Origin of the sequence: Nitrobacter winogradskyi (assembly GCF_006539545.1) — a bacterium.
Taxonomy (GTDB): Bacteria; Pseudomonadota; Alphaproteobacteria; order Rhizobiales; family Xanthobacteraceae; genus Nitrobacter; species Nitrobacter winogradskyi_A.
Window position 1 is genome coordinate 1 of sequence record NZ_BJNF01000100.1, and the last position, 21,995, is coordinate 21,995.

Annotated in this window: 19 protein-coding genes; 9 read left to right on the forward strand and 10 right to left on the reverse strand. The window is 60.7% G+C overall.

What is annotated here, in order from left to right; translation table 11 throughout:
- A partial coding sequence (locus NWI01_RS19410) for a hypothetical protein (RefSeq protein WP_210242993.1) occupies nucleotides 1-257 on the forward strand: 257 nt, incomplete at its 5' end.
- Between the two features lie 20 nt (nucleotides 258-277).
- On the opposite strand, the gene NWI01_RS16375 is transcribed toward NWI01_RS19410, so the two are convergent.
- From NWI01_RS16375 to argH, 5 genes are all read right to left on the reverse strand, one after another.
- Nucleotides 278-787, reverse strand: a complete 510-nt coding sequence (locus tag NWI01_RS16375; RefSeq protein WP_244613834.1) for a c-type cytochrome — start codon at nucleotides 785-787, stop codon at nucleotides 278-280.
- 142 nt (nucleotides 788-929) lie between these two features.
- The gene (locus tag NWI01_RS19100) at nucleotides 930-1,124 is read right to left on the reverse strand and encodes a hypothetical protein (RefSeq protein WP_181410545.1); all 195 of its coding nucleotides are present in this window, start codon (nucleotides 1,122-1,124) and stop codon (nucleotides 930-932) included.
- 10 nt (nucleotides 1,125-1,134) lie between these two features.
- Nucleotides 1,135-2,400: a diaminopimelate decarboxylase gene (gene lysA, locus NWI01_RS16380; RefSeq protein WP_141385028.1), complete on the reverse strand. Its 1,266-nt coding sequence runs from the start codon at nucleotides 2,398-2,400 to the stop codon at nucleotides 1,135-1,137.
- Nucleotides 2,401-2,674: 274 nt separating this feature from the next.
- On the reverse strand, nucleotides 2,675-2,983 hold the full coding sequence (lptM, locus tag NWI01_RS16385; protein ID WP_141385029.1) for an LPS translocon maturation chaperone LptM: 309 nt from the start codon (nucleotides 2,981-2,983) through the stop codon (nucleotides 2,675-2,677).
- 57 nt (nucleotides 2,984-3,040) lie between these two features.
- A complete protein-coding gene (gene argH, locus NWI01_RS16390; protein WP_141385030.1) occupies nucleotides 3,041-4,444 on the reverse strand; it encodes an argininosuccinate lyase in 1,404 nt (467 codons plus the stop codon).
- Nucleotides 4,445-4,597: 153 nt separating this feature from the next.
- On the opposite strand from argH, the gene tlpA reads away from it, so the two are divergent.
- Together tlpA and NWI01_RS16400 are read left to right on the forward strand one after the other, a co-directional pair.
- On the forward strand, nucleotides 4,598-5,269 hold the full coding sequence (tlpA, locus tag NWI01_RS16395; protein ID WP_141385031.1) for a thiol:disulfide interchange protein TlpA: 672 nt from the start codon (nucleotides 4,598-4,600) through the stop codon (nucleotides 5,267-5,269).
- A 495-nt stretch (nucleotides 5,270-5,764) separates the two neighbouring features.
- A complete protein-coding gene (locus tag NWI01_RS16400; RefSeq protein ID WP_141385032.1) occupies nucleotides 5,765-10,138 on the forward strand; it encodes a hypothetical protein in 4,374 nt (1,457 codons plus the stop codon).
- Nucleotides 10,139-10,269: 131 nt separating this feature from the next.
- Here NWI01_RS16400 and NWI01_RS19105 read toward each other — a convergent pair whose 3' ends face one another.
- Entirely contained in the window at nucleotides 10,270-10,431 is a 162-nt protein-coding gene (locus NWI01_RS19105) for a hypothetical protein (RefSeq protein WP_181410542.1), read from the reverse strand.
- A 491-nt stretch (nucleotides 10,432-10,922) separates the two neighbouring features.
- On the opposite strand from NWI01_RS19105, the gene nirB reads away from it, so the two are divergent.
- Complete coding sequence (gene nirB, locus NWI01_RS16405; RefSeq protein ID WP_244613836.1) at nucleotides 10,923-13,706, forward strand: nitrite reductase large subunit NirB; 2,784 nt, start codon at nucleotides 10,923-10,925, stop codon at nucleotides 13,704-13,706.
- Between the two features lie 366 nt (nucleotides 13,707-14,072).
- Here nirB and NWI01_RS19110 read toward each other — a convergent pair whose 3' ends face one another.
- Together NWI01_RS19110 and NWI01_RS19830 are read right to left on the reverse strand one after the other, a co-directional pair.
- The gene (locus tag NWI01_RS19110) at nucleotides 14,073-14,285 is read right to left on the reverse strand and encodes a hypothetical protein (RefSeq protein ID WP_181410544.1); all 213 of its coding nucleotides are present in this window, start codon (nucleotides 14,283-14,285) and stop codon (nucleotides 14,073-14,075) included.
- Nucleotides 14,286-14,288: 3 nt separating this feature from the next.
- Nucleotides 14,289-14,459, reverse strand: coding sequence for a glutathione S-transferase N-terminal domain-containing protein (locus NWI01_RS19830; RefSeq protein WP_375782189.1), 171 nt, complete (start codon nucleotides 14,457-14,459; stop codon nucleotides 14,289-14,291).
- 22 nt (nucleotides 14,460-14,481) lie between these two features.
- Here NWI01_RS19830 and NWI01_RS19835 point away from each other — a divergent pair, with 22 nt between their 5' ends.
- From NWI01_RS19835 to NWI01_RS16430, 5 genes are all read left to right on the forward strand, one after another.
- A complete protein-coding gene (locus tag NWI01_RS19835; protein ID WP_244613835.1) occupies nucleotides 14,482-14,820 on the forward strand; it encodes a glutathione S-transferase family protein in 339 nt (112 codons plus the stop codon).
- Entirely contained in the window at nucleotides 14,817-15,767 is a 951-nt protein-coding gene (locus tag NWI01_RS16415; protein ID WP_141385033.1) for a DUF5996 family protein, read from the forward strand. The genes NWI01_RS19835 and NWI01_RS16415 overlap by 4 nt, the downstream gene beginning before the upstream one ends.
- Nucleotides 15,768-15,878: 111 nt before the next feature.
- Entirely contained in the window at nucleotides 15,879-16,379 is a 501-nt protein-coding gene (locus NWI01_RS16420; protein WP_141385034.1) for an RNA polymerase sigma factor, read from the forward strand.
- 286 nt (nucleotides 16,380-16,665) lie between these two features.
- Entirely contained in the window at nucleotides 16,666-17,628 is a 963-nt protein-coding gene (locus NWI01_RS16425; RefSeq protein ID WP_141385035.1) for a FecR family protein, read from the forward strand.
- 106 nt (nucleotides 17,629-17,734) lie between these two features.
- Entirely contained in the window at nucleotides 17,735-20,173 is a 2,439-nt protein-coding gene (locus tag NWI01_RS16430; protein WP_141385036.1) for a TonB-dependent siderophore receptor, read from the forward strand.
- Between the two features lie 315 nt (nucleotides 20,174-20,488).
- Here NWI01_RS16430 and NWI01_RS16435 read toward each other — a convergent pair whose 3' ends face one another.
- Both NWI01_RS16435 and NWI01_RS16440 read right to left on the reverse strand, forming a co-directional pair.
- On the reverse strand, nucleotides 20,489-21,505 hold the full coding sequence (locus tag NWI01_RS16435) for a zinc-dependent alcohol dehydrogenase family protein (RefSeq protein ID WP_141385037.1): 1,017 nt from the start codon (nucleotides 21,503-21,505) through the stop codon (nucleotides 20,489-20,491).
- A gap of 229 nt (nucleotides 21,506-21,734) precedes the next feature.
- Nucleotides 21,735-21,995, reverse strand: a 261-nt coding sequence (locus NWI01_RS16440) for a hypothetical protein (protein ID WP_210242994.1), incomplete at its 5' end; no start/stop codon positions are given.

Genomic DNA, 21,995 nt, shown 5'->3' on the forward strand with positions numbered 1-21,995 from the left:
GTCGCTCTAGAGACTTTTCGCTTCTGATAGAATCAGAAGCGGGGTCTATGATTTTGATTTGCTGCGTTTTTTTTTTACGCGAGCCGCCGGTACCTACTTCGCTTCAAAACGCTCTATGGCGTTATCCGGCGAAGCATGTCGCCGAAGGTTTGACCCGACGAGGGACACTGGTTGGCGTGAAGAAAACCCCAACTCAAAACATTGGAGCCTCGCTTCTGATTCCATCAGAAGCAAGGCTCCAAGCTGTTCAATCGTAATGGCTCGTACCCAGGGAAACTTACTTCGGCAGCGGCGCCGGATCCTTGGAGAGCGTATTGAGATAGGCAACCAGGTCAGCGCGCTTGCTTTCGCTTTTCAGTCCAGGGTAGCCCATGGACGTGCCCTTGGCGTAGGCTTTCGGGTCATCCAGCCAACTGCTGAGATCGGCGAAGGTCCACTTGCCGCCAGCCTTGCTCTTCAGAGCCGCGGAGTAGTTGAAGCCTTGCTCCGAAGCGATCGGCCGGTTGACAACACCGTAAAGATTCGGGCCGACCTTCTTGGCCCCGCCTTCCTCGGTGGTGTGACAGGCCAGGCACGGCTTGACGAGCCCGGCGCCACGCTCGGCGGAAGCGCTGGCCAACGCCTTGTTGAACGACTCAGCATCAGCAGCGCTCGTCGGCGCGGCTGCGGCTTCCTTGGCCTCGGTCTTGTGGCTGGCTTCAGCGTGCGGCTTCTCCGGCGCGCTGAACGACTCGTCGATGATGCGTACTGTTTGAACAAACAACAATGTTCCGAGCAGCGCGCCCATAATGGCGTTGGTCCGGTTCGAATGCACTGTATCACTCCCAGAGCTCATTACTGAAGTACTCCCAGCGGTATGAAGGAGCCAAAGAAACCCGGGATATCCCGGACGAACTGAAAGATCGATGGCAGCGGCACCCCCCGGCTCATCAATCGCGAAACAGCTCCACCCCGGCCCGTTTTGTGTGCCTAAAGGGAGCGGCGGGCACACCCATATCAAATAGAAGTTTGTCGCGCAACGGTTCAGCCCGGCGTTGAACGGCCCCGGATTTTGCACTGCGAATACGGCTTTTGACGGGCGCCGTGGATCTTTCCGTTTCTTGCGATTCTTTCGCATCGCTCATGCGGCGGCGATCACAGCCAGGGCGCGAGTTTGTCCATCGCGATGAGTTGGTCGACCTCGATGCGCGGGCGGACCAACGCATACTGGTCGTCCCTGACCAGCACCTCAGGGACCAGTGCGCGCGTGTTATAGGTCCCTGACTGCACGGCTCCGTAAGCGCCGGCGGTCATGATCGCCAGAAGGTCGCCGGCTTGCGGCTCCGGCACATTGCGCGCGAGCGCCAGATAATCTCCGGTCTCGCACACCGGGCCGACCACATCGGCGACCATCACCGCCGCATCCCTGGGCGCCGCCAGCACCGGCATGATCTGATGGTAGGCTTCGTACAGCGTGGGGCGGATGAGGTCGTTCATGGCCGCATCGATGATGACGAAATTGCGGGCGTTGCCATGCTTCACGTAAATCACGCGCGCCACCAGAATGCCGGCATTGCCGACGATCATGCGGCCGGGCTCGAACATCAGCGTGCAGTCGAGATCGCGGGTCACGCGCCTGACCATCTCGGCATAGGCAAGCGGCTCCGGCGGCGCCGATCGGTCCTCGTAATAGGGAATGCCGAGGCCGCCGCCGAAATCGACGTGGCTGATGACGTGACCATCGGCGCGCAACGTGCCCACGAAATCCGCCAGCAGACGGAAGGCTGTTTCCATCGGACCGAGATCGGTGATCTGGCTGCCGATATGCATGTCGACGCCGGTGACCTTGATACCGGGCAGTTTTGCCGCCCGGGCGTAGACCGCGCGCGCCTGCGTGATCGGAATGCCGAACTTGTTCTCCAGTCGGCCGGTTGAAATCTTGGCGTGAGTGCCGGAATCGACGTCGGGATTGACACGAACGGAGATCCGCGCGGTGCGGCCGGTTTCAACCGCGACCCGCGATAGCAGGTCGAGTTCCGGCTCCGACTCGACGTTGATGCAGAGAACGTCTGCGGCGAGCGCCGCGCGCAGTTCGGATTCGGTCTTGCCGACGCCCGAGAACAGAATCTTGCTTGCCGGAATGTCCGCGGCGAGCGCTCGCTTGAGTTCTCCGCCCGACACCACGTCTGCTCCCGCTCCGAGCTTCGCCATGGTTCGCAGCACCGACTGATTGGAGTTCGCCTTCACGGCGTAGCAGATCAGATGGTCGGTCCCTGCGAAAGCTTCAGCGAAGACGCGGTAGTGCCGCTCCAGCGTCGCCGTGGAATAACAATAGAACGGCGTGCCGACGGCTTCGGCCAGCGTGGAAAGGTCGACGCCTTCGGCGTGGAGCACGCCGTCGCGGTAATCGAAGTGGTGCATGGCTCTAGTGGTCCGATTCTAACATTCGTATCCCGTTTCAGCGTGCCTTCCCGCGAAGGTTAGAATCGAAGGACCACTAGCAAGTATAAACGTGATCGATTCCATTATTTTGAGACGCGGGATGCGGGCGGAAAACCGCACCACACTTTTCCTCATCCCGCTCTAGTGTCCCGAATCCGAAGTCCGCTTCACCAAGCCAGCATCTTGCCCGATAGCGTTTGGTAAGGGTGCGCAGAAACAGCAAGCGAAACTTCTGAGGCGTCACGCCCGCATCTCAGCGGCTGTCGAGCAGCGGGTCGAGGATGAAGGATTTCCGGGCGCCTCTGGACGCCGCCGGGTCGCTGTTGATTCCGAAAGACGGATCGAACAGGTTGCCCTTGGGCGCATTGGCGCGGTCATGGTCATCCGCCGCCGCCGCCGCGGCAGGCGGCTGGTTTGATGCGGTCGGCGGCACATCGAGGCCGCCCTTGCGCCCGCAACCGGTCAGCGCCAGCGTGGCGGCGGTCAGAAAAAGCAGGGCCCATCTCGTGGAGACGGAGCTTGAAGTGCTGTTCACGGCGATATCCCCAATCGGCGCCACCATACAAAGAACGCGTTGTTCTGGCGAGACCCGGAAGGCCAGAAAATTCAAGATTTGGCGTTAGGATCGGCCTGGTTTTCGCCCTTTTTCCAGCCGCTTGAGCCAGGCATTGGCTTGCGTGCGAACGTTCTTGGGCGCGGTCCCGCCATAGCTTGTCCGGCTCTTCACCGATGCCTCCACGGACAGCACCGCAAGCGCGTCGCGGGTGATGCGCGGCTCCACCGTCTGCATCGCGGACAGCGGCAGTTCATGCAGGGCGACGCCCTGCTTCGATGCGGCCGCGACGATGCGTCCGGTGACATGGTGCGCATCACGGAAAGGCATCTTCAGCGTCCTGACCAGCCAGTCCGCGAGATCGGTCGCGGTCGCATAGCCATCGCCGGCGGCGGCCTTCATCCGCGTCTCGTCAGGCACGAGGTCGGCGACCATGCCGGTCATGGCGCGGATCGCCAGCGAGAGCGCGCTGAACGCCTCCATCGCGCCCTGCTTGTCTTCCTGCATGTCCTTTTGATAGGCCAGCGGCAATCCCTTCATCACCACCAGCAGCCCCGTGAGCGCTCCGACGACGCGGCCGGTCTTGGCGCGCACCAGCTCGGCGGCGTCCGGGTTGCGCTTCTGCGGCATGATCGACGAGCCTGTGGTGAACTTGTCGGAAAGTCGCACAAGGCCGACCAGCGGTGAGGTCCAGATCACCATCTCCTCCGCGAAGCGCGACAGGTGGGTCGATGCGATCGCCGCGGCTGACAGCGTCTCCAGCACGAAATCGCGATCCGAAACCGCGTCGAGCGAGTTCGCCATCGGGCGATCGAAGCCGAGTCCCTTCGCGGTGGCATGGCGATCGATCGGAAACGACGTGCCCGCCAGGGCAGCCGCTCCAAGCGGGCTCTCGTTCAGGCGTCTGCGCGCATCGGCGAAGCGTCCGCGATCGCGGGCCGCCATTTCGACATAGGCCAGCAGGTGATGGCCGAAGGTCACGGGTTGAGCGGTTTGCAGGTGCGTGAAGCCCGGCATAACCGTTCCCGCGAATTCCAGCGCGCGGGTCGCGAGAGCGTGCTGGAAGGCCGCGAGCGCTTCATCGGTCTCGTCGATAATGTCGCGGACATAGAGGCGGAAGTCGGTCGCAACCTGATCATTGCGCGAGCGCGCGGTATGCAGCCGTCCCGCCGCGGGCCCGATCAGTTCCCCGAGCCGGCTCTCCACATTCATGTGAATGTCCTCGAGCGCCTGCTTGAAGTCGAAGGAATCGTTGCGGATCTCTGACAAAATCGTGTCTAGACCCTTGCCTATTTTTTTCGCATCATTTGCCGCGATGATGCCTTGAGCGGCAAGCATCTCGGCATGGACCTTTGACGCGGCAATGTCCTGGGCGTAGAGGTGGCGATCGACGTCGATTGAGACGTTGATCTCCTCCATGATCGCATCAGGTCCTTCGCCGAACCGTCCGCCCCACATCTTGTTGCTCATGTCCTGTTGCTCATGTCCTGTTGCTTATGTGTTGCCGCTCATGCCGCGCTCGCCACTTTCATCATGCCTGCCGGACGGCCGATCCCTCCGGTGGGTGTAGCCGTCTGAAGCCGACGCCTGCATACCCGTATCTGATACAGGATGACAAACGTTATGACCGATACCTCTACGCCACCTCATCGCGCCGAAAGCAGGCTTCCCATAGGCCCGCTGGTCGCAGTCGCCATTGTCGTGGGGGCCACGGTCGCGCTTTTGGGGATCGGGCATCTCAGGCACGCGAAATCCGCCGCTAATGCGCTGGCGCCCTGCGGCCCGGCCGTGGAACTGTCCAGGAAGCTCGGCCCGCAGGCCACGGGCGAGGTGGCTTCCCTGACCATGGCGTCGAAGCCGCGTCGGATGCCGGACCTGGCCTTTCTGGATGGCGAGGGCCAACCCAGGAAGCTCTCGGACTGGAAGGGGAAAACCGTTCTGCTGAACCTCTGGGCGACCTGGTGTGTGCCCTGCAGAACTGAAATGCCGGCCCTGGACCGGCTTCAGGGCAAGCTCGGCGGCGATAAATTCGCCGTGGTCGCCATCAATATCGACACTCGCGACTCCGATAAGCCGAAGGCTTTCCTGAAAGACGCCAACCTGACTCATCTCGGCAATTTCCATGACGAGAAGGCGTCCGTTTTCCAGGAGCTTAAAAGCGTTGGCATGGCGGTCGGCATGCCGACCTCGGTGCTGATCGACGGCCAGGGTTGCGAACTCGGCAATATGGCCGGGCCGGCCGAATGGGACAGTGAGGACGCCATCAAGCTGATCAACGCGGCGGTGGGCTCCTAAGAGCATTTTCCGGCGAAGTGGACGACCTGTTCGCACGAAGAAAACACGTTAGAATAGCAATCCGGAGCTTGGCTTCTGATTCAATCAGAAGCGAAGCTGCTCGAAGCGCCCTTGCTTCTGATCAAACAAGCGCGTGTTGCAGCGTGTAACGGCGTCGCCATCGTGAGAGCGAAGCTTGCGGACAAGGTCGACAGAGACAGTCCGCACCTGCAGGAAGCCGTGAGACGCATGTTTCCAGACGTATGTTCTCGAAGATACGAACACGTCTTGATGGTCACGTCATACAATCCGGTTGCTTTGTCGGTCGCGTTTCTCTTATGGATATTCTTGTTCTCAGTTTCCAATGATTGAGGCGCATCGCGGGATCAAAGCCTCTCCGCGTAGCAGCCTGTGCCCGTACGATGTGATACGCCTCGCCAGAGGCGAGAGAATACTTATGACTTGATTATCGCTCGGATTGACTGCGATCAGATTATTCAGGGCAGGGGGTGCTCAATGCATATCGACCACGAAGGCCATCGGGTTGGCTCACGCATTGCCGTTCGCTCACGCATGGCTGCTGGCCTGCGCATCGCCGGCTCCTGCGGCGCCCTTCTGTTGTTCGGACTTTCAATCTCGCCAGCTTTATCAGCCAAAACCAAAGCGGCCGCGCAGCAAAACACCACGGTCACATGCTCAAGCGGATCTCTGCCGGCCGCGGGGTCCACGAATAGTCCGCCTGACCTCGTGGTCAATGGCGAGTGCCACGTCAAACCCAACCAGACATACTACTTCGAGAACGTCAACGTACTCGATAAAGGTCGGCTCGTGTTTGACGAGCTTGGCGGGAAGGTCAAAGCCACTCTCACTGATTTCTGGGCTCAATCTATCGTCGTGGAGAACGGTGGGGCCATTGCCGCCGGCACAGCGAGGCAGCCCTATGGGAATAACGGCGGAGTTCTGACGATTCATCTTTACGGCGCCGACCGAAATGCAGGCGGAGCGGCGCTTGGCACATCCTGCCGCACGGTCCAGAATTCCAGCACGGGCCCTTGCGGCATTCCAATCTCTGCGTGGAAGGACAATGGCAAGACAAAGCTTGCGTTGCCGGGTGGCGTTTCGGATTTTTTCTACCGCTATGGCCCGCTGCACGGCGACGGCAAATGCTCCGACGGCTCGGTATGGTCGAGCACATCGCCTTGCGATGACAGTCCAGGCAAGCAGGTCGGGTATTTCGGCTACAAGGTTCTCGCCGTTTCCTATGGCGGAAGCCTCGAACTCTGGGGCGCGAAAGGCTCATGCAACTCGATGGGCTGTTCCAATCCGCAACTGACCCATCCGAGCTGGACGCGACTGAGGGGATCTCTCGCGGTAGGAAGCGGCACGACGCAAAACGATGCGATCGTCGTTGCTGGAAACAGCAATGAGCATCCGGAAAATATCTCTCCTCGCGCGGGAGATCAGATCGTCGTCACGACGACCGACTATCTGCCCGGTCATTCCGAAACTTTCATTGTCAGGGAAACCGGCACGAGACTTGATTCCAAGGGAGGGTGGTTCAGGTGGATAAGGGCCGATCATGGTGCCGGGTGGCATCATAACGGCGAACGCTATGCGCTGACCGATCGGCTGGCGGAGTCGCAGGGACGCCTCGATCTCGATCCCGATCTTGTCAAGACCGGCGTCGAGACCCGCGCCGCCGTCGCCATCTTGAACCGCAGCATCCGAATCGTGTCCGGAGGCGACAAGCCGGGCGAGGAGTTTCCGGCCTCGACACCTGAGAAGCCCTGTGTCGCCCAGGACGGGAAAGGGCCATGTTATTCGCTCGGCGGTCATGTCGTGTTCCGGCAGGGATTCAAGGCGGTTCACGTCAAGGGAGTCGAATTCAAGGAACTCGGGCAGGGCGGGCGGATGGGGCACTATCCGGTTCATTTCCATATGGCCCGCCAGACGCCGGAAGGTACGTACGTGCAGGATTCGTCGATCAATGAATCGATGACCCGCTGGATCGTGCTGCACTCAACGCAAGGGGTTCTGCTTGCCGGCAACGTTGGATACAAGTCGATCGGTCATGGCTTTTATCTCGAGGACGGCACCGAGACCGACAACAAATTCTACGGCAATCTCGGGATTCTCGCGCGCGCTGCGGTCGCCAATGAACAAAACCCGCGGCGGATCCCCGGAATCCTCGCAGCGAATGAAGACAAAAAGCCTGTTCCGAAATTTCCGTTCCTGACCGACTCTGCCTATCCGTCGGTATTCTGGATCACGAACGGTTGGAACGAGTTCATCGGCAACATGGCGGCTGGCGCTACGGCTTGCGGATCGGCCTATTGGTTCGTTCCGGCCTGGAATAGCGACATGCCCGATGTGATGACGCCGGACAACAGCCCCGATAAGCGGCACATGAAGTGGTCCGGTTATGCCGGCCTGCAAAAGGACGGCGCCTATCGAGGCTCGACCCCGCTCAAGGCGTTCGTAGGAAATTTTGCGATATCGACGATGATGTCGTTCCAGACGACCGGTGACGCGCCGGAATGTTCGGGCGTCAAGCCTCCGCCGCATGTTCAGCGGAATACGGCGGAGGATGCCGCGCAGGGTGGCGCTGCCACTAATGCTTTGGTCGCGGTTCGCAGCCTTGCGCCGGATCCGAACGACAACGAGGCCGACGATCACTACTATCCGCATGCGGTCGGCGGAAACCGGCACGCGACGGCTTGCAAAAGGAAGGACGACGGCACCTACGATTGCGAGGGCGTCAAGTTTTGCGATCCGGGCCATCCTGAAAATTGCGCTGTGACTGTTATCGACAAGTTCACGTCGATGTTTCACTGGGCCCAGCACAATGTCGCTGCGATCTGGCTGCGCAATCAGTGGTATCTCGTCGTCAACAGCGTGTTGTCGGACGTTCAGAACGGCGGCCTGACCTTCATCACCGGCGGCGATTACACGCATGCGTCCGTGATCCGGGGCTACTGGGCGCTCGCCCGCAAGAGCATTTTCATCGGTCATTCCCAGCCGCAGGACGACGTCCATGCCTATGCGCTGGATGCCGGCCCCTTCAACGCGCGTTCGAAGCTGCGTTGCGATTGGCAGGCGGGTGGGCTTCCGCCGAGCAATTACTGCCTCAGTGCGAAAGAGGGCGTTTCCATTCCGCTGATCAATTTCGATTCGGGCCAGCGCCTGTTCAACATCTACGATGGTCCTGCCTATCAGGATTCCAACGCCTACCTCGACATCACCAAATCAGACTGCCCCGTGACCGGAGAGAAGACCGATCCGGGCTGCATGTATGGCTCAGGCGTGGTCCTGGGCGTGACCAAGGATCCACTGAACGGGCAATGCTATCTGCCGAACGCGGCCATCGGCTGGAAACAGAACAACGGCTTTTTCTATCCGCCCGCTTTTCACTCGGCGAATCTCTTTTTCAGCAATGTCGACATCCGTCATTTCGTATTCGATCCCCTGTTCAAGGCGCCTGACGGCGTGGCGGAAAAGCAGGATTTCGGTCAGGGCGGCACCTATCTGACGGCGACCTCCGGCCCGAATGCGGTGACAAATTTTTACTGCACGTCGACTCGGACCATGTTCGACGGCTGGAGTGGCATCGACCGCCAGACGGAGCTCACCGATGACGACGGGACGCTGACGGGACTCATCAGTTCGAAGCCCGGCGGCGAGACGGTGTCGATCAATGAGGATCAGTTCTTCACAGCCAAGCTTGAAACCTCCGAGTGTAAATCGAACCTGAGGGTCAGCCCGTCGCTGGTCTGTCCGCAGAAGCCGCTGCCGCCCGCGTCGACGCCGTCGACCGCAAAGACGAGCCCCTATGATTACGTGGCCACCGCGATTGCACCGGGGTGCTCGCAGAATTCGCCGCCAAATCCTCCTCAGCCCTACGGCCGCTGCGGAGATTCGCCAGATCTCGGTCAGGGCGGGGACTGGTCGAGCGAGTGCTCGAACGGGGCCTGTTACGGTGTGCCGCTTTTCCGGCAGTATCTGACCGCGTCCGAGCAAGGTCATTGGCAGACCAACGGCTGCGCCGACGATCCCAATACGCCCGCGTGCCGCTGGCCTTTCATGCGCATGGGCGGTCAGAACATGTATCAGCGTGAGACCCTGACGGTGAACAACGGTCTCTACTACGTCGACACATCCATCTCCAAGGATACGCAGAACAAGGAGAACTACACGAAAATGACGCAGACGCGGGACGTGAATGTCTTCGCGGCCGGCCAGACCTATTACATGTTCTTCCTCTATGCGAAACCGAGCACGGCCCAGACCTACCAGATCTATGTCGGCGATGGCTTTGACATAAAAACAGTGAATCCCGTGCGCGGAAGCCTCGCGACCGCGCCGATCATGTTCAGCCCGGACTCCGCCCCCAATGCGGGGAAGTGGTTCACCGTGAAGGGCGTCTCCAATGGCGTTTTGACCATCGAGACCAATTTCGCCGGTCAAGGCGAACTCGATCCGATGCAGAAGAAGAACGGCCTGTGCGGTCCGGCGACATTCTGCGGCTGGGAGGCTGACGGCAGCTGCGGCTCAAAGCTTGCGTCGGCGGACCCCAAAAAGGATCCGTTGCTTGTTGCCGATCCGGCACTGGCCAAGGAAGCGAACGCCGTCTGCAAGACGTGGGCGGTCAAGGATCTCGATTGCCCGGCGGCCGGATGTTTCGGGTTCGCTTTCACGCTTCCAGCTAATTTCAAAGCGCAGAACCAGGGGCAGGCGACGCGTCCCACGCCGTCCGCCTTCCCCACGACCGGCGAGTTCGCGACGCGGCTCCTCAACACCAAAATCGCCCCTGACAACGCAAGCCATGCGCAAGACGGGGTCGAGACGGAGTGCTTCTATCCAAGACTGCCCGGAAGTTGCCCCGCGCAATAGCCAGTGCCTTTGTCGCTTCTGATTGAAGTCGGACGCGACGCTTGAGGTTATTGTTCTGACGCGTTTCTTCACGCGAACTCTATAAAGGCGGGCCGCCCGATGGGGCGGCCCTGTCGGCTTACGCGACCCTGTCAGGTGCCGCCGCTATATCCGGTTTTTTCCTGACCTTGAGGGTTCTTGTCGGGCATGTCTTCCTTGACGGCCTTTTTGATCTCGGCCTTCCGGCTGCTTTCGCCCTGTTCGCCCGGCTTCCTGCGCTGGTCGTCTTGATTCTTCTCATTCGGGTTCGCCATTGAAATCTCCTTAGGTTGCCGGGGACAATGGGTTCCGTTTAGGATTGGTTCCTAAAGCCTTTCCGCTTCCGACGGTCCGACTTTTCCGACCGGAATCATGCTTCATGACCGAGGACTGTGCGGACCACGGGTAGCCGCCGCTGCTGCGTTGCACAAACTTTCAGCACCGGTTGCTTCCATAGCGAGCGATCGCGCTCGCTCATTCCTGCAAACGATTGATGCGACAGCCTTCTGATAGCGGCATGCCGTATTCTCAGGTCTGGCACAGGTCTTGCGTAATCATCGGCGACGGCTCTCGCTATCTAGTGGTCCGATTCTAACATTCGCATACCGTTTCAGCGCGCCTTCTTGCGAATGTCAGAATCGAAGGACCACTAGCAAATAGAAGCTGCTAGCGGAGTTTTGAATTTGACGTTCGCATCCGCGACGAGCGGCCGAATGGGTCGCGAATGTCAAATTCACTCCACCAGGGACGATGGAGCAAGATCGAGATGAACAAGAAAGAGAAGCTCGTCATCGTCGGCGCGGGCATGGCCTCCGGCCGCATGCTCGAGCATCTGTTCGAGACTGACCCTGAACGCTTCGACATCACGCTTTTCGGCGCGGAGCCGCGTGGAAATTACAACCGCATCATGCTGTCGCCAGTGCTGGCGGGCGAGAAGTCGTTCGATCAGATCGTCACGCATGATGCGGCCTGGTATGACGCCCATCAGGTTGAATGCCGCTTTGGCGAGACGGTGACGCGCATCGACCGCGCGGCGAAGGTGGTGCATTCGGCGGGAAGCGAAGCTCCGTACGACAAGCTTGTGATCGCGACCGGATCCGCTCCCTTCATGATCCCCGTTGCCGGGCGGGACTTGCCGGGCGTCATGGCGTTTCGCGACTATGACGACGTTCAGGCGATGGTCGCCGCCGCCAGGAAGAAGGGCGCCAGGGCTGTCGTCATCGGCGGCGGCCTGCTCGGACTGGAGGCCGCGGCGGCGCTCAGGCTGCATGGCATGGAGGTGGTGGTCCTGCATCTGATGGGCCACCTGATGGAGCGTCAGCTGGATGCGGCGGCGGGCTATCTCCTGCAGAAGGAGTTGGAGAGCCGTGGCATCAAAATTCATTGCAAGGCGCAGACCAGCGCGATTCTCGGCCGCGGGCGCACCGAGGCGGTGCTGCTCGATGACGGCACCCTTTATCCGGCCGATATCGTCGTGATGGCGGTCGGCATTCGTCCCGAAGCCCGGATCGCAACCGATGCGGGCCTCCATGTCGAGCGCGGCATCGTCGTGGACGACCGGATGCTGACCTCCGATCCGGACATTCTCGCCCTCGGAGAATGCTGCGAGCACAACAGCATCTGCTACGGCCTCGTCGCGCCGCTCTATGACATGGCCAAGGTCGCGGCGAAGACTTTGACGGGCGTTGAAGCGACGTTCCGCAGCGTCGACACAGCGACCCAGTTGAAGGTGACCGGCGTGAGCCTTTACTCGGCGGGCGACTTCGCAGACGCGCCTGACCGCGAAGATATCGTGCTGCGGAATTCGGGCGCGGGAATCTACAAGCGACTCGTGCTGAAGGACAACCGCATTGTCGGCGTGGTCCTTTACGGCGAGACCACGGACGGCGCCTGGTACTTCGATATGCTGCGCAAGGGGACGGATGTCTCGGAGATGCGCGAGACGCTGATCTTCGGTCAATCACGTCAGGGAAGCGCGTCTCTCGACCCGATGGCGGCGGTCGCAGCCTTGCCGGATGATGCGGAGATCTGCGGTTGCAACGGCGTCTGCAAGGGCGCGATCGTCTCGGCCATCATCGCCAGGAATCTGACATCGCTCGACGACGTACGCGCCCACACCAAGGCATCCGCCTCCTGCGGCTCCTGCACGGGTCTCGTCGAGCAACTCATGACACTGACGCTCGGGGACAAGTACAGTCCCGACGCGGTTCAGCCGGTGTGTGGTTGCACCACGCTCGGACATGGCGATGTCCGGCGGCTGATCAAGGCGAAGGGTCTGAAGACCATTCCCGCCGTGATGCAGGAACTGGAATGGAAGACCTCATGCGGCTGCGCGAAGTGCCGGCCGGCGCTCAATTACTATCTCGTCTGCGACTGGCCGGACGAATATGCTGATGACTACCAGTCGCGTTTCGTCAACGAGCGCGTTCATGCCAACATTCAGAAGGACGGCACCTATTCGGTCGTGCCGCGCATGTGGGGCGGCGTCACCAGCGCGAAGGAGCTGCGCGCCATCGCCGACGTGGTCGATAAATTCCACATCCCCTCCGTCAAGGTCACGGGCGGCCAGCGTATCGACATGCTGGGCGTCACGAAGGAAGATCTGCCCGCGGTGTGGGCCGATCTCGGCAAGGCCGGCTTCATCTCGGGTCATGCCTATGCCAAGGGCCTGCGCACGGTCAAAACCTGCGTTGGGTCCGACTGGTGCCGCTTCGGCACGCAGGATTCGACAGGGCTTGGCATCCGTATCGAGAAATTCATGTGGGGTTCGTGGACTCCGGCCAAGGTCAAGATGGCGGTCTCGGGTTGTCCGCGCAACTGCGCCGAGGCGACCTGCAAGGACGTCGGCGTGATCTGCGTCGATTCCGGCTATGAGATTCATTTCGCCGGCGCGGCGGGTCTCGATATCAAGGGCACGGAAATTCTGGGGCTTGTCAAAACCGAGGACGACGCGCTGGAGCATATCGTGGCGCTCGTGCAGATGTACCGCGAGCAGGCCCACTATCTCGAGCGTATCTACAAATGGGTGAAGCGCGTCGGTCTCGACGAGATCCGTCGCCAGATTTTGGAGGATCCGCGGAAGCGCAAGGCTTATTTCGACCGCTTCGCCTTCAGCCGGAAGTTCGCTCAGGTCGATCCATGGTCTGAACGCGTGTCCGGCAAGGACAAGCACGAATTCCGGCCGATGGCGACCATCGGCTTTCCGGTGGCGGCGGAGGAAGCGCTATGGATTGCGATTGGCCAGACGGCGGATATCCCGCTTCGCGGCGCGCGCTGCGTGGCGACGCCTCAAGGGCGGATTGCGGTGTTCCGCACCGTCGAGAATCGCTTCTTCGCTATCGAGGACCGCTGTCCACACAAGGGAGGTCCGCTGAGTCAGGGAATCGTGCATGGCGCGCACGTCACCTGCCCGCTGCATGGCTGGGTGATATCGCTGGAGACAGGAAAGGCGCAGGGCGCTGATGAGGGTTCTGTACGCACCTTCGCACTGAAGGTGGAAGGTGGAAAGCTCCTGATCTCCTCGGACGCGCTCGTCAGCATGACCGCATGAAGTGAAGCGATCTGCCGGAGAAGCGATCTGCCGGAGAGGAGGCGTCTGGTGGCTGGTCGGTGGGTGTTTAGCGGACAAAGACCGTGTTCACCGCGTGCGCCGAACAGTCCGGCATTGCCTCCGACATTTGCCAATGACAGCAGAGTCATTCCCTGACGGAAACCGGAACTGAACGGTTTTGTACTGTCCCACTCTTGTTACTTGCCTCTCGGATCGGTGGTGTACAGAGTACAAAAGCCCCAGCGTCTCATTCGTCACCTTTTCAGATGTGGCCATCTTTCTTTCACATGGATGCGGTGTTTGAGCATTATCGCTTTTGATTGAATCAAAAGCGAAGCTCTCGATTGTTGTTCTGACGCGTTTTCTTCACGTGAACCTGTATCCACTTCGCTCGAAAACGCTATACTTGGAGGATGCCGTTGAATTCTCGACGGTGGTCAGCGTCACCGTCACGGTCGTGGCCTCGTCCGGATTTTGAGACGCCGCATATGACGCGACTGGCGTAGCTCGTGGCACTTGCTCGCTTTCGCCGAACATCGCCGTCGCGTGGCTCGACGCTCCGGTCGAGATTCGCAACATTCCTTATGGCGACCAGAAAAAGGCAAGCCAGGCGAGGATCGCCGCCGCCTCGGTCAGCACGTCCCCGTCTTCGAAGCGCAGCGCCGGCACCTGCCCGCGAGAATTGATGGCGAGATAGTATTCCGCGACCCATGGTAAGGAAAGCCACGCTCCCGGTAGCCGGCTCGGCCGCAAGGAAGCCGAAGCGCTGGCCTACATGACGTCGGAAGTTCATGCGGCTTATGGCGGCCACTTTAACACCCAGAAGTTTGCCGAGAGCGCTGCGGCGCAGGAAGAGGTCAAGCGCAAGACCTATGAGAAACTCGCCGCTCACTATGAGCGGTTGAATGGCGTTCTGAACGAGAATGGCGGTGAATGGTATCTCGGCCAGCGCTCCTTCGCCGACACATTCCTGTATGTGCTGACCCGCTGGATTGAGAAGACGCCGCTGTCGATTGGTGATTATCCGGCGCTGAAAGCGTTCCGTGCGCGCATGGAAGCGGACGAGGGCGTGAAACACGCGCTTGCGCGGCAAGCCATGGAGCCGATCGGATGAACGAGGGCGAATCGGACTGGCCGGCCTTGCCCTATGGCGATTGGGCGGAAACATGCTCCGCCCTCCATCTGTGGACTCAGATCGTCGGCAAGTACCGGCTCGCGCACACGCCCTGGGTCAATCACTCCTGGCACGCCACGCTGTATGTGACGCCGCGCGGTCTGACGACAGCAATTGTGCCAGATGGCAGGTCGGCCATCACCTTGAGCTTTGACTTCCACGATCATGCGCTGATCGGCGAAACGGCCGACGCGCGTGAGAGCTTTCCGCTGGAGGCAATGAGCGTAGCCGACTTCCTGCGCCGGACCACCACGCTGGTCGAACGGCTCGGCGGGCGGATGGATATTCATGGCTCCCCGAACGAGATCGCCAATGCGACCCCGTTCGCGCAGGATACCGCGTCGCGGCCTTACGACCGCAAGGCGGTCGAGCGGTTTCATCGGGCGCTGGTGCAGATCGATCGCGTGTTCGCGCGCTTCCGCACCGGCTATCTTGGCAAGGTCTCGCCGGTGCATCTGTTCTGGGGCTCGTTCGATCTGGCTGTGACGCGTTTCTCGGGCCGGAAGGCCCCGCGCCATCCAGGCGGCATTCCGGCGCTTCCCGATTCGATCACGCGGGAAGCCTATAGCCACGAAGTATCCTCGGCCGGGTTCTGGCCTGGCGGCGGCGGGGTGGATGAGGCGATGTTCTACTCCTACGCCTATCCGGCGCCGGATGGCTTCGCCGATCGCTCCGTCGAGCCGGCGGCGGCCCGCTTCGACCGGAAGCTTGGAGAGTTCTTGCTGCCCTATGACGCGGTGCGGACCAGCGCCGATCCTGAAGGCGAACTCACGAGGTTCCTGCAATCGACGTACGAGGCGGCGGCGGACCTGGCTAAGTGGGACCGGCAGGCGCTGGAATGCGCCCTTGGCGTCCCACGGGTCCCCACAGGTCATTCTAAACCTTAGAGGGAGTCTAAACACATGACATTGCATGCGAATTAACGCTCTCATAAGGATGGGCCCGCGGTAGCAAGCAGGAAGGCGCGCCGGCGCCTCCGTTAGGCCGGGGGCTTATTCGTGGCGTTCGATGTCCAGGATCTGTTTCGGAGGCATAGCCAGGAGCTGAAACGCTTCCTGCGCCGCCGGGGCGCTTCTGCCGATACCGCCGCCGATCTGATGCAGGAGACCTTCCTGAAGCTCCTGACCGCGAAGCCGACCGCGCCGGTCGATAACGTGCAGGCTTATATTTTTCGTACCGCCAATAACCTGTCGATCGACCTGGCGCGCCGACAGCGGTTGATGCCGCTGGTCGATAACAGCGACGACGTTCTCAACCGCCTCGTCGATGAAGCGCCGTCGCCGGAGCGGGCGGTGCTGTCGCGCCAGGAACTGGCGCTGGTTCAGGCGGCGCTCGATCAAGTGCCGGAGCGCCCGCGCGAGGTGTTCCTGGCGCGCCTCGAAGGCAAGACCTTCGCCGAGATCGGGCAGACCATGGGCGTTACGGCGCAAACGGCGTTCAGCCATACGCTCAAGGTCATGATGCACCTCAAGACCGCGCTCGATCGGGTCCAGGAATAAATTTTCTGCGCCGGTCGGATATTTGGCTCTCTTGATCGTCTCCAGATAGTAAGAGCACCTCGTGTGGTGGTTCTGAAGTCCGAGCCTTTCCGCTTCTGATTGAATCAGAAGCGGGGCTCTCAGATATTGTTTTGACGCGTTTTCTTCACGCGAACAGGTCATCCGCTTCGCTTGAAAACGCTCTAGGAGGGATGTTGCTGGAGCGAAGCGAGCTTCGGATTCGGGACACGCGTGGTCGGTCGGCTCTGGATCGTATCCATGGCCGTCCGCTAGAGGAGCGCGCCTGATGGTGGCCGATCCCGATTGGAGCGACGACGAGGATTTCGGCGGCAACCTCGATCCGATATCGCGGGAAGCCGTGACGTGGTTCGCAACCATGCACGCCGATCAGATCGCGAAATCCGATCAGCTTGCCTTTCGCGCCTGGCTTCGACGGGACGAGCGTCATCGCGTGGCCTATGCGGAGATCGAACGTCTTTGGTCGGGAGCTTCCGAGCTTCCGGTCGTCGAATCGCGTCGCCGCGAGAAGCGGATCGCCGTCACGCGGCGAACGTTCGGCGCGGGCATGCTCGCCGCCATGGCCGGCGGCGGCGGCTGGGTGGCGTATCAGCAGCATCCGTTCGCGGACTACCGCACCAGTGCCGGCGAGCGCAGGACCGTCAGGCTCGCCGACGATTCAAGCGTGGACATGGCTGGCGCGACGGCGTTGTCCATCGATTTCAGTTCCAAACTGCGTCTTGTCACGCTGCATCGGGGAGAGGCTTATTTCTCGGTTGCGCCCGATACCTCGCGCCCGTTCGTGGTCGAGGCGGCGGCGGGCCGCACGATGGCCGCCGGAACCGTGTTCAACGTCGACTATGTTTCCGATGACGACGTGCGCGTCACCGTCGCCCAGCATGCTGTCGATATCCGCGTCGCCGCGGAGGGGGCGCGGCTGGATGCCGGATCGCAACTGACCTACGGCCGCGAAAGCATCGGCCCGCCTCAGATGATCGATCCGGCTTCGGAGCTTGGCTGGCGCGACGGCCGCCTGATTTTCATTTCGCAGCCGTTCGGGCGGGTCGTCGCGTCGCTCAATCGCTGGCGGCAGGGCAGGCTGATGGTGATGGAATCGGCGTTGGCGGTCCGCCCGGTCACCCTGATCGTCGATCTTCAGAAATCGGGGAATATTCTCGCCACTCTCGAAGACACGCTCCCGATCCGGGTCGTCAACGTCACCCCCTATTTGACGCTGCTGTTCGCGGCATGAGCAGATTTTTTGTCCGGTCCATCTGATACCGGCGCGATCGCTTCGTCTGAACGAGTGAGGAGCGCGGAATTCAGGCCGACGCTCATGTGTTCAGGGAGCGGGGGCGATGGCGGGGCGGAGTGTTTCAGGAGTTGCGGCGATCAGGATGGCAAGGTTGCTGACGTCGATATCGTTCGCCGCCTTGTTGTTGCCGTCTCAAGCCGCATTCGCGCAAACCGCGCCGTCATCAGCGCCATCGGCGGGCGCGCTTCAACAGTCGATCACCTTCGCCATTCCGCCTCAGTCCTTGTCGAGCGGCATCGTGGCGTTCTCGCGCGCGGCCGGAATCGATCTCGTCTTCGACGGCGCGGTGCCGCGCGGCGCGCGCACGTCAGGCGTCTCTGGAACGTTCACAGTGCGCGATGGCGTCAACCGGTTGCTTGCGGGCACCGGACTGACGGCGCGATTCACGAATGCGCGCACGGTGCAGATCGTTAGTCCTTCCGCGGCGGGCGGCGCCAGCGGCGCGGCTCCGTCAGGCGCGATCTCGCTCGACACCATCGACGTGCAGGGCGAGACCGCATGGGGTCCTGTGCAGGGTTATGTCGCCAGCCGCAGCGCCACCGCCACCAAGACCGACACGCCGATCATCGAGGTGCCGCAGTCGATCTCGGTCGTCACGCGCGACCAGATGGAGGCGCGGCAAGTCCAATCCTTGAACGAAACACTGAGGTATACGGCGGGTGTCCTTGCCGAGAGCACCGGTCAGCAGGGCAGCGCGCCGACGTTCCGGATCCGGGGCTTTAGTGCTATTCCGTTCAATGGATCGATGTATCTGAACGGCCTGCGCACGATCAGCAATGGCGACGTCGAGCCCTATGGGCTGGAGCGTGTCGAGGTGATGCGCGGGCCAGCCTCGGTTCTCTACGGGCAGAATAATCCCGGAGGCGTGGTCGGCATGGTGACCAAGCGCCCGACGGAAGGACCCGTTCATGAAGTCCAGTTGCGGGGCGGCAGTTTCGGCTATAAAGCCGGCGCCTTCGACTTCAGTGGTCCGGCGACCGAGGACAGGAGGCTGCTGTATCGTTTCACCGGCCTGCTGCGCGAGGGCGGCAACGGCATCGATTTTTCAAACGACCAGCGCGCCTTCGTTTCAGGCGCGGTGACGTGGCGTCCGACGGACGCAACGGAACTTACGGCGTTCAGCCTCTATCAGAAAGATAAGGTTCGATGGAACTACGGGCTTCCGGCGCATGGAACGGTGCTGCCGAATCCGAATGGGCGAATCCCAATCACGCGCTTCATCGGCGAGCCAAGTATTGATTATAATATGACAGAGCGGGCTGTTGTCGGGTATAATCTCGAACACCGTGCTCACGACAACGTCGTCTTCAGGCAGAATCTTCAATACGCTCGGGAGATCTGGGATTATCGTAACGTCCAGCCGGACGGGCTTCAGGCCGATCTTCGTACGCTCAACCGCTCCGCGACTGCTGATCGTTCGATATGGGATACATTCGCCGTCGACAATCAGGGCGAAGTTAAAGCCACGACGGGCATCTTTCATCATACGGTGCTGTTCGGGGTCGATTATCGATGGCGTCACTTTAATAACACGGGGGCGTGGGGAGGAACGGCAGGACCGATCGATGTCTATGCTCCCGTTTACGGCCAGCCCGTTTTCATTCCGGCTGACAATTACGGATCCCGGCAAACTGAAGTCTTCCCGGGTATTTATCTCCAGGACCAGATCAAGTTCGACCACTGGATCCTCACCCTTGGCGGTCGACACGACTGGGCAAGCTCCAAGACCGTCAACGTTTTCAGCAACGCGATCACCGATCAGAACGATCGAGCCTTAACCAAGCGCGGTGGTCTTGGTTATGAGTTCGACAACGGAGTGGTCCCCTACATCAGCTACTCCGAGTCTTTCCTGCCGGTTTCCGGGACAACGTTTGACCGGACACCTTTCAGGCCGGAGACCGGGACGCAGTATGAGGCAGGCGTCAAATACCAGCCGCATGACATGAACCTGCGGATTACGGCCGCCATTTATGATCTGAGGCGTCAGAACGTTCTGACCCAGGATCCGGCAAACCCGTTCTACAGCATCCAGATCGGCGAGGTCACTTCGCGCGGCTTCGAGTTCGAGGCCGTTACCAGCCTGACCAGCGGCCTGAGCCTCACGGGCGCCTACGCTTATAACGACTCAAAGGTGACAGAGAGCAATGATGGCGATCTGGGCAAGCGACCTGTCAGAGCTCCGCAGCATCTCGCATCGGTCTGGGCCGATTACGCCATCCGGGACGGCGCGCTGAACGGTCTTACCCTTGGCGGAGGCGTGCGTTATGTCGGCGCCAGCGCCGGCAATGCTATGAATACGTTCTATGCGCCCGCCTATACGGTGGTGGATGCAATGATTCGCTACGACATCGACAAATGGCGCTTCTCCGTCAACGCAACCAACCTGTTCGACACGCAGTATGTCGCGGGGTGTGCTATTATCTCTCAATGCAATGTCGGGCGAGTGCGCACCGTAATCGGCCAGGTGAGTTATCGCTGGTAGCCGACATCGCTGGCGCGGATTTATTATTCAGAGTTTTCAGCATGACAGAGTGCCGTCGTACTACGACCAGACCTATCCGGGAGGGCAAAGCACCGCTAACACGGTGCTCTATGATCGGGTGGAAGTGCTCAAGGGCGCGACCGGCCTGATGACCGGTAGCGGCGATCCCAGCGCGACCATCAACATGGTCCGCAAGAAGCCGGCCTCCACATTCCAGGGATACACCAAGCTTGCCAGGGATACACCACGCTTGGGGGCGGCTCCTGGGACGATTATCGAGGTGAACTGGACGTCTCGGGACCATATCCCGCTGCCTTATCGATGTATTTCTTGCCGCGCGGGAAGTTCGACAGTCTGGCCCACGACATCGATCGCCATCTTACCGCGAAGCCCACGGGAGCTTCCGCCTTCGAGCAATTCATGCGCTTCGCCGATGCGAGCCAGAGGAAGCACCGCGCCGATCACCGGCTTGATCAGGCCGCGTTCAATAAGGTTTGTCAGCGCGTCGAGCTTGCCTCGATTCTGACGGGTGAACACGAAATGGTAGGCGGCGTTCTTTCCCCAGGCCTCGATCAGGTTCTGCGGTTGTGCGATGTCGACAATGCTGACCACCCGTCCGGCATCCGCGAGGGCGAGGGCGCTTCTGGTCAGGGTGTCGCCGCCGATGGTATCGAATACGACGTTCACCCCTTGCCCCTGCGTCAGGTCCGCCACGGCTGAAACGTAGTCATCAGAGGTGTGGTCGATGACCTCGTCCGCTCCGAGCGAACGCACGAATTCATGGTTGCTGGAGCGCGCCGTCGTGATCACCCGCGCACCCATCGCCTTGGCAAGCTGGATTGCCACCGTACCCACGCCGCCGGCGCCACCGTGGATCAGAATGGTCTCGTGAACGGCAAGCTGAGCACGGGCCACCAAAGCTTCCCAGACCGTACCTCCAACCAGCGTCAGGCTGGCAGCTTCCAGGTGGTTGATGTTATGCGGCTTGCGGGCGACCAGATCGACATCGGCAACGTGCTGCTCCGCATATGAGCCGGGGCCGCCGAAGATTTTTGGCGTGTAGTAAACCTCGTCGCCTATGTCGAACTCGCTCACAGATGCACCCTTCTCCTCCACGACGCCGGAAACGTCGTGACCGATGATGGCGGGAAGCGGCACGTAGTCGGCGTAGTCACCACGCCGGATTTGATAGTCCAGGGGATTGATGGCTGTAGCGTGAACGCGTACCCGGACCTGCCGAGGTCCGACAGCCGGTACGGAAACATCGCGCATCTCGAAAGCGTCGTAGCCACCGAACTTGCCGAGGACGATCGCCTTCATGGTGCCGGACATGGTCTCACTTTCTCTCAAATCCAACTGATGGTAAGCACCCGATCAGCATACACACATCTTTGCTGTGATACGCATGAAACTTATCCTATGGGGTTCTCGATCGAAGCATGTCTTCGGGCTTGATCCGATGCGGATCGTCGGCGCAGGTCGAAAATCGAGCGATTGAATACATGTTCAACCGCGACACGGAGACCTTGGGCTTCCACATCGGAAAGCGTATGGTCGAGCTTCAGGGGATATGCGCCACCTGCCGGATGGCTGCAGGTCGCTCACCACAACCTGCTTCGTCTGCTGACTCCATTTGCGAACGGCAGCCGATCTCGCCGACCTCACTGCCGAACTCACTGCCGAACTCACTGATGACAACAGTTGTCTGGAGTGCGCTTGGCTTGAGCAGGCAGTGAAGCACGGTCGCCTTGGGAAACAGGCTTGTCGACAGACAGCGGCTCCGCAGTTTCGCCACCATGAATGCGGAAAGCCCACTAGGACG

Coding starts and splice junctions, on each gene's coding strand:
- NWI01_RS16435 (WP_141385037.1), bottom strand. CDS start 21,505: ATGTCCGGCACCATGAAGGCGATCGTCCTCGGCAAGTTCGGTGGCTAC.
- NWI01_RS16400 (WP_141385032.1), top strand. CDS start 5,765: ATGCATATCGACCACGAAGGCCATCGGGTTGGCTCACGCATTGCCGTT.
- NWI01_RS16430 (WP_141385036.1), top strand. CDS start 17,735: ATGGCGGGGCGGAGTGTTTCAGGAGTTGCGGCGATCAGGATGGCAAGG.
- NWI01_RS16415 (WP_141385033.1), top strand. CDS start 14,817: ATGAACGAGGGCGAATCGGACTGGCCGGCCTTGCCCTATGGCGATTGG.
- NWI01_RS16375 (WP_244613834.1), bottom strand. CDS start 787: ATGGGCGCGCTGCTCGGAACATTGTTGTTTGTTCAAACAGTACGCATC.
- NWI01_RS19110 (WP_181410544.1), bottom strand. CDS start 14,285: ATGTTGCGAATCTCGACCGGAGCGTCGAGCCACGCGACGGCGATGTTC.
- NWI01_RS19100 (WP_181410545.1), bottom strand. CDS start 1,124: ATGAGCGATGCGAAAGAATCGCAAGAAACGGAAAGATCCACGGCGCCC.
- NWI01_RS19105 (WP_181410542.1), bottom strand. CDS start 10,431: ATGGCGAACCCGAATGAGAAGAATCAAGACGACCAGCGCAGGAAGCCG.
- tlpA (WP_141385031.1), top strand. CDS start 4,598: ATGACCGATACCTCTACGCCACCTCATCGCGCCGAAAGCAGGCTTCCC.
- lysA (WP_141385028.1), bottom strand. CDS start 2,400: ATGCACCACTTCGATTACCGCGACGGCGTGCTCCACGCCGAAGGCGTC.
- nirB (WP_244613836.1), top strand. CDS start 10,923: ATGAACAAGAAAGAGAAGCTCGTCATCGTCGGCGCGGGCATGGCCTCC.
- NWI01_RS16425 (WP_141385035.1), top strand. CDS start 16,666: ATGGTGGCCGATCCCGATTGGAGCGACGACGAGGATTTCGGCGGCAAC.
- NWI01_RS19835 (WP_244613835.1), top strand. CDS start 14,482: ATGACGTCGGAAGTTCATGCGGCTTATGGCGGCCACTTTAACACCCAG.
- argH (WP_141385030.1), bottom strand. CDS start 4,444: ATGAGCAACAAGATGTGGGGCGGACGGTTCGGCGAAGGACCTGATGCG.
- lptM (WP_141385029.1), bottom strand. CDS start 2,983: ATGGTGGCGCCGATTGGGGATATCGCCGTGAACAGCACTTCAAGCTCC.